Below are 7,069 nucleotides of genomic sequence, written 5' to 3'. Positions count from 1 at the left end.
GTATATTTAGTATAACGAGATTTTTTTGTGAAATGAACAAAAAACCCCGAATAGGGTCACTTTTTAAAGTGTCCACTATTCGGGGTTCAGTTCATTATGTGATAACAAGGCTTTATTGTTATACGTTTTTATTGAGCATGCGTAAGCTGTTTAAGATGACGAGGATTGTACTGCCTTCATGACCGATAACACCTAAAGGTAGATCGACAACTTGTAAAAAGTTAGAGGCAATTAACAGTGTAATAACGCCAATAGAGAAGAATATATTTTGTTTTACAATACGTTGCATTTTGCGTGAAAGGCGTACTGCATAGGCAATTTTGGATAAATCATTTTTCATTAACACAACATCAGCGGTTTCGAGTGCTACATCTGTTCCTTCTCCCATGGCAATGCCAGTTGTTGCTGTAGCAAGAGCAGGTGCATCGTTAATGCCATCGCCAACCATTCCGACATAGTTGTATTGACCAAGTAAACGTTTCATTTCAGTAACTTTTGTTTCTGGTAAGCACTCTGCTACGTATTCAGAAACCCCTGATTCTTTCGCAATAACTTTTGCTGTTTTTTCATTGTCACCTGTCAGCATAATTACATCAATATGAAGTTCTTTTAGTAGAGCAATTGCCTTTTTTGCTTCATTACGGACAGTATCTTTTAAGGCGGCGAGTGCAATAATGCCCATATGATTACGAATGAAGATTACGGTTTTACCTTGAGCAGCAAGGGTTGCTGCTGCTCCGTTTGCAAAGGCATTTGCTTCGTCCTCACCAACGAAGTCCGGCTTACCGACTAAATATTCTATCCCATCTATAGAGCCTTTTATCCCCCAACCAGGAATGTCTTCAATACTTGCCGATGGAAATTGTGCGGTACCCTCAGCTTTTGCATACATCGTAATGGCCTGTGCGAGAGGGTGATTCGATTGTGCTTCAATGCCAGCTAGTAATGCAAGAGTTTGCTGTGTTTCTAGTCCATCACGTACGATAAAATCTGTTACTACTGGCTTTCCTTGTGTCAATGTCCCAGTTTTATCGACTGCTAATGCTTTTAATACACTTAGGTGTTCTAAATGTAAGCCACCTTTAAAAAGGATACCGTTTTTTGCGCCATTTGAGATAGCAGCAAGAGTTGCAGGCATAATTGAAGCAACCAGTGCACAGGGTGATGCAACAACTAATAGCACCATTGCACGGTAAAGTGTCGTTGTCCAATCCCATCCGAGTAAAAAGTGGGGAAGGAACATCATGAGTATTACAGCGAGTAAGACAAATTTTACGTAAGTACCTTCAAATTTTTCGATAAATTGCTGAGAAGGTGATTTTTCACTTTGTGCACTTTGTACAAGGGTAATGATTTTTTGGAACAATGTTTCCGAGTTAGGTTTTGTCATTTCCATCGTGATGGCACCGTTTAAGTTTACTGTCCCTGCGAAAACTTCATCGCCTTCACGCTTCGCAACAGGTAATGGCTCACCACTAATGGCGGATTCATCAATAGAAGATTGACCTTTAAAGATAATCCCGTCTGCAGGTACACGTTCACCTGGTTTAATCAGTAGATGATCACCAATCTTTAATGTTGAAACAGCCACTTTCATTGGTTCAAAACCACCGCGTACAAGCCAAGCTTCTTCTGGTTGTAAATTCATGAGTGCAGAAATTTCACGATGGCTTTTATTCATTGCGTATGTCTCTAAAGCGCCGCTAATTGCAAAGATAAAGATGAGGATTGCGCCTTCAGTCCAGTAGCCAATTGCTGCAGAACCGATTGCAGCTAAAACCATTAGCAATTCCACATTTAATTTTTTGTCGGCAATTGTTTCTTCGATACCTTCTTTTGCTTTTGCAAAACCGCCTACACAAAAGGCTGTAATGTATAAAAGAACAGAAGCGGTCGTTTGGCCGCTCGTATCTAATCTCCATGCAAGCAAGATAAACAAACCGGCTATTAATGCGGCAATTAGTTCTGCATGCTCTTTTATTTTCTCAATTAAATGATAATTTTCTCGATTAGAGTATTCCATTCATATCCCTCCTGATAATGAAAATCAATATCACAAACCTTATAAATAGTAATACTGGCATATATTGATGAATGGCCAGTACTTTTATAGTTAGTATTATAATTTAGAATTATTATAACAAAGGGTTTTGGAAAATGGAAGTGGGAAGTTAGTATAATCGACAAAAAAAGGAATAAGCGTATTTTGAACGCTTATTCCTTGCAATAAATAGAAATGTTTTATTTTTTATAGTCAACAACGATGTACGGTTGTAATTGGAAAGGTTTAGGTGCGATATTACGGTCATTCCATTGTGCAAACCATCGTTCTAATGGGTAGAAGTAATAGCCATCTTGCCAGTGATCGGATGTATCGTATGGATCTGCGAAAATAATCGTATCATCACCGATACCTGGTGTGCCGTTATTATCGTAACCGATGATTGCTTGCCAGTGACCATCCCAGTCGCCCCATTCCACCATAATTGGGCGATCATTTGAAAGGTGGTTTGTTAGCCATTTGACGAAGAAGCTATCTTTTGCATCTTCAACCCATGCTTCAGTTGTGTCACTTTTTTCTGAAGCATACAAGCTATTCCAAGTGAATGTGGCAGGTAGGTTACCTACGTTATTTTCTGTAACACCGGCGTCTGCTTGAAGTAAATCAGTATCTTTATAGGATTTTAGATAGCTCGTATCGACAACTTCTAAGCCTTCGACACTTGAGAAGAAATCATATAATTGGCCAACATCCGAACCATATTCAGGGAAGTTATTTGCTGAGCCAGGTAGGGCACCTTCAACATCTAAATCAGTCATTGCCTTCATTTGCTTCGCAATATCCATTTCAGTCAAATCTGTAATACCGAAGTGGTTAGCTACCATTAGAGACGTTGCAGGTCCGCAAGACCATTCCGTTGTTTGTTGCATCGTTTCGAATTTTTCGATGAGTAATAATTGGTCATCTGATTTCAAGTTATAAAAATCAGGTGCTTTGTAGAAGCGAGATTCAGCATTATCACCAGCAAATGCATAAGCATCTGCGCCAGCTGCTTCGTCGTAATCTTCGCCTTTAATAGTTGTTGGTTTAACTGCCACAGTAGTTTCGGCTGACGCTTTTGTGTCTACTTCCTTGTTAACCTCCGCTTCCCTAGTATCTTGTGAGCATGCAGCTAATAGAGCAATCGCGGAAATTAAAACTGCTGTAAGGGTTCTTTTCATTTATCCCCATCCTTTTCATCTTTTTTGAAACACAAGAATTGATTATAGCGAAATATTAAAAATAATACATAATGAATTTTTCCTATTTTGTTTTTTTTGAAATTTCATAAAAAAAAGAGCGCAATTCATTCAAAAGTACTAATTAGAATGATTACGCTCGTATTATTATTTCGTTATCAAAACATGGACTTAACCGCACTTTCCACTACATGCGGTCACTGAGTCTCCTCATCGCTCTCTATTCCATGTGCTTTAAACCCGTATATATAATGATTTAAGAACAGATTTTGGTGAAGAGCCTAAGAGGAAGCATTAATTAGAATACTCTTTCAGCATGTTTAGATAGTTTATCTAATGAAGATTTGTCTACATCAGCGTGTAATGAGTTCCCGTGAGAGTCCATTGTTACTACTGCTGTGAAACCTTCTACGTTTAAGTGCCACATTGCTTCAGGAATACCGAATTCCATTAGGTCAACGCCGTCTACGCCTTTAATGCAGTCTGCGTAGTACTGAGCTGCACCACCGATAGCGTTTAAGTAAACACCACCGTGTTCTCCTAGTGCTTTTAGTGTTTTTGGTCCCATACCGCCTTTACCAATTACAGCACGGATACCGAATTTTTTCATGATATCGCCTTGGTAAGGCTCTTCACGAATTGAAGTTGTTGGGCCAGCAGCTTTAACTGTCCAGTTACCTTCTGCGTCTTTTGCCATTACTGGACCACAGTGATAGATAACTTGTCCATTAAGGTCTACTGGAGCGTCATGGCTCATTAAGTGATGGTGGATTGCGTCACGGCCAGTGAACATACGACCTGTGATCGAAACAACGTCACCAACTTTTAATGCACGAATTTGTTCTTCTGTAATTGGTGCAGTAAGTTCTACAACATTTGTTGAAGTTTCTTCTGTCGTTGCAGCAACTTGATCGTCTTTGAACGTGATTTTTTCGCCATCTTGGTAGTGCCACTTGATGATTTCACCAGTCTCAGGGTTGATGTCGATTGCCATACGGCGGTATGCCCAACAGTTATACGCTACAGATACGTAGAATGAAGCAGGGATACGGTGCATAACGCCGATTTTACAACCAAGTAAAGTTGCTTCACCGCCGAAGCCCATTGTTCCGATACCGAACGTATTTGAAGTTTTTACGACATAGTCTTCTAATTGTGCAAGTTCTGGATTTGGATTTGTATCTTCTACGTGACGGAATAACTGTTCTTTAGCTAAATCATAGCCAGAAGAACGGTCACCACCGATACCTACACCGATGAAGCCTGCTGAACAGCCTTGACCTTGGGCTTGGTATACAGAGTGAAGGATACATTTACGGATACCATCTAAGTCACGACCTGCACGGCCAAGACCCTCTAGTTCTGTTGGAAGGCTGTACTGGATATTTTTATTTTCACAGCCGCCACCTTTAAGAATTAATTTAATTGTAATGTAATCGTTTTCCCATTGTTCAAATTTCATAACAGGAAGACCGTCACCAATGTTGTTCCCGCTATTCTCCCCCGTTAATGAATCAACAGCATTTGGACGTAATTTTGCATCAGCTGATGTGTCGATAATCGCTTTTTTGATAGCTGCTTTAATTTCTAATTGGTTTACGCCAACTGGAGTATAAATCTTAAATGTTGGTAAACCAGTATCTTGACAGATAGGTGATACATTTTCTTCCGCCATTACGATATTATTAGAGATTGTGTCTAAGCTCATTGCAGCACGAGTGCCAGCGTTTTCAGCTTCTTTCGCCTTTTTAATGGCACGTCGTACGTCTTTTGGTAGATTTGTAGATGTTTCAGTTACTAAATCGTAAAGACTTTTCTCCAAAGCTTGTAAATTCATTAGTATTGCCCCCCATAAATAAATTGACTATTTCCACACTACATTATACTCTTTTCAACTAATGAAAAAAAGGGTGTATACATTTTCCTATGAAATTAAGGTACTGGTTTATCTACCGTGAGTTGTAATGGATCTCCGTTATACATAGAGTATTTATTGTTGGAAACGGTTGACGGCAGGGAACGTTTGTTCTAAACTTGCTGTAAATTAACTTTAGGGGGTAAGTGTATGACTGGAAACAAACAACTTGAATTACCTGAAGCATTTGAAAAATATAGAGAAAAAATCGAAGGAACGATGCAGCCGTTTATTAATATAGTAACTGAAGGGCGAAATACAACTCTTTTTGAAAGTAAGTTTGAAGGGAATCCATACTTTCCGCTCTCAATGGAGTATCCCAAAAATGCCGAAGGACAGCCTTTAAAATTATTAGCACAAATTAACTTTGCTGATGTGCCTAGACATGTATTGGATGTTCCGGAAAAAGGCATTCTACAGTTTTATATTGACGCAAATGATGATGTTTTGGGGTTAGATTTTGAAAACGGTCAAAATCAGGAAGGTTTTCGTGTTATTTTCCATGAACAAATTGAACATGATGAATCAAAATTAATCCAGGATTTTTCTTTTATCAGAGATAATGATGAAGAAATGTATTTCCCAGTTGAAAAGGAGATGGCATTATCGTTTAAAACTAGTTATAAACCATTATCTATGAATGATTTTAGAAGTAAGACGCACTATGCTGATCTAATGACGGAAATAGAACATGATGATGATTTAGTAGATGCTATTTATGAATCATTAGATAGTACAGGGCATAAGATCGGTGGTTATCCATTTTTTACACAAGAAGACCCTCGAGCTTACGGAGATTATACAGATGCGACGATTTTACTTTTACAGGTTGATACTGAAGGAGATCACATTATGTGGGGAGATAGTGGAGTAGGTAACTTTTTCATAACGGAAGAGGCTCTAAAGCAACGTGATTTTAGTAAAGTTTTGTATAACTGGGATTGTCATTGAAAAAAGCAAGCGGGCAATGAGCCTCGCTTGCTTTTGCTATTATTTTTCACGAGCGTTAAATTGCTCCATTTTGTCTTCTAAATCATCCATCATTTGTATTAAGCGATCGATGTCTTCTAACTCAGTTGTTTCAGGATCAATGGCATCTAGGACTTCTAAAAAGATTTCAAGACGTTCTTTTAAGTAAGTTACTTGTTGTTCTTTATCAGTAATTGGCTTTGACATAAGTACACCTCATTTCATCCCTTTCATAGTAGCGGATTTCCACGTGAATTTCAACGTCTATGGTAAATGCAAGTAGTTGGAAAATGATTGGGCCTTAGTAATCATTTTGTGGATTTAAATAATCTGAATATTTACAATATTGAGGGCGTGTGTTAATGTTGTATTAAGAAATAGTAAAGGAGTTGATGAAGAAAAAACGATGAACTCTAACTCGAAAAGGAGGGAGTTTAAACAAGTACTCGGCCCATGTAAAAAGCCGACATTCGTGTTTATACAAGAAAAAATGAATATAAGTATTAGTTAAAGCCTTAGCGTCAATTCACATATGGTGAGCGCTAAGGCTTTTTGATATGTATTTTGAAGATTATAAAAGAATCGTAATTACATGAGGAATTAAGCGAGATACCTATGAAGCACAGACCAATACCCGCAAGGTAAGTTGAGGGCAATAAAAAAGAGCGGGGCTCATCTCCCGCTCAAAAAACAAAAAACGCCCAGCAAATCCGTGCTGTTATGGCGTATTTTGGTGTGACACAGATGTTACGTCCATGCCACGTAGGTTTGGCACCTAGTCTCTGATTATACAGGTTATTGTACAAAATGCAAATAGAATGTTAGATTAAATAATTTCCAAAAGAAAGATTACGATGCTCAAATTAAAGCGTGCATTGATTTATTAAATCTAAATAACTTTAAATTCAAGAAAACTTCATTTTTATGTAGGGAGATTGAGCAAAT

5 protein-coding genes are annotated in these 7,069 nt (G+C 38.3%); 1 reads left to right on the top strand and 4 read right to left on the bottom strand.

Annotation, left to right across the window (positions count from 1 at the left end; genetic code table 11):
- Positions 1-118 precede the first annotated feature (118 nt).
- From ACIQZG_RS20120 to ACIQZG_RS20110, 3 genes are all read right to left on the bottom strand, one after another.
- Positions 119-2,023, bottom strand: a complete 1,905-nt coding sequence (locus ACIQZG_RS20120; protein ID WP_402757253.1) for a heavy metal translocating P-type ATPase — start codon at positions 2,021-2,023, stop codon at positions 119-121.
- Between the two features lie 218 nt (positions 2,024-2,241).
- On the bottom strand, positions 2,242-3,222 hold the full coding sequence (locus ACIQZG_RS20115; RefSeq protein ID WP_402757252.1) for a papain-like cysteine protease family protein: 981 nt from the start codon (positions 3,220-3,222) through the stop codon (positions 2,242-2,244).
- Between the two features lie 316 nt (positions 3,223-3,538).
- On the bottom strand, positions 3,539-5,077 hold the full coding sequence (locus ACIQZG_RS20110) for a fumarate hydratase (protein WP_402757251.1): 1,539 nt from the start codon (positions 5,075-5,077) through the stop codon (positions 3,539-3,541).
- Positions 5,078-5,305: 228 nt separating this feature from the next.
- Here ACIQZG_RS20110 and ACIQZG_RS20105 point away from each other — a divergent pair, with 228 nt between their 5' ends.
- Entirely contained in the window at positions 5,306-6,106 is an 801-nt protein-coding gene (locus ACIQZG_RS20105; RefSeq protein ID WP_402757250.1) for a YwqG family protein, read from the top strand.
- Between the two features lie 39 nt (positions 6,107-6,145).
- Here ACIQZG_RS20105 and ACIQZG_RS20100 read toward each other — a convergent pair whose 3' ends face one another.
- Positions 6,146-6,331, bottom strand: a complete 186-nt coding sequence (locus ACIQZG_RS20100) for an SE1561 family protein (RefSeq protein ID WP_010857232.1) — start codon at positions 6,329-6,331, stop codon at positions 6,146-6,148.
- Between the last annotated feature and the right edge of the window lie 738 nt (positions 6,332-7,069).

It is taken from the genome of Lysinibacillus sp. NPDC096418 (genome assembly GCF_044762775.1).
Classification (GTDB): domain Bacteria; phylum Bacillota; class Bacilli; order Bacillales_A; family Planococcaceae; genus Lysinibacillus.
The sequence above is the reverse complement of the archived record's forward strand: the minus strand, read 5'-3'. Positions and strand labels throughout refer to the sequence as shown.

What these genes read in the sequence shown, in the direction of transcription:
- ACIQZG_RS20100 (WP_010857232.1), bottom strand. Translation starts at nt 6,331, where the DNA reads ATGTCAAAGCCAATTACTGATAAAGAACAACAAGTAACTTACTTAAAA.
- ACIQZG_RS20115 (WP_402757252.1), bottom strand. Translation starts at nt 3,222, where the DNA reads ATGAAAAGAACCCTTACAGCAGTTTTAATTTCCGCGATTGCTCTATTA.
- ACIQZG_RS20105 (WP_402757250.1), top strand. Translation starts at nt 5,306, where the DNA reads ATGACTGGAAACAAACAACTTGAATTACCTGAAGCATTTGAAAAATAT.
- ACIQZG_RS20120 (WP_402757253.1), bottom strand. Translation starts at nt 2,023, where the DNA reads ATGGAATACTCTAATCGAGAAAATTATCATTTAATTGAGAAAATAAAA.
- ACIQZG_RS20110 (WP_402757251.1), bottom strand. Translation starts at nt 5,077, where the DNA reads ATGAATTTACAAGCTTTGGAGAAAAGTCTTTACGATTTAGTAACTGAA.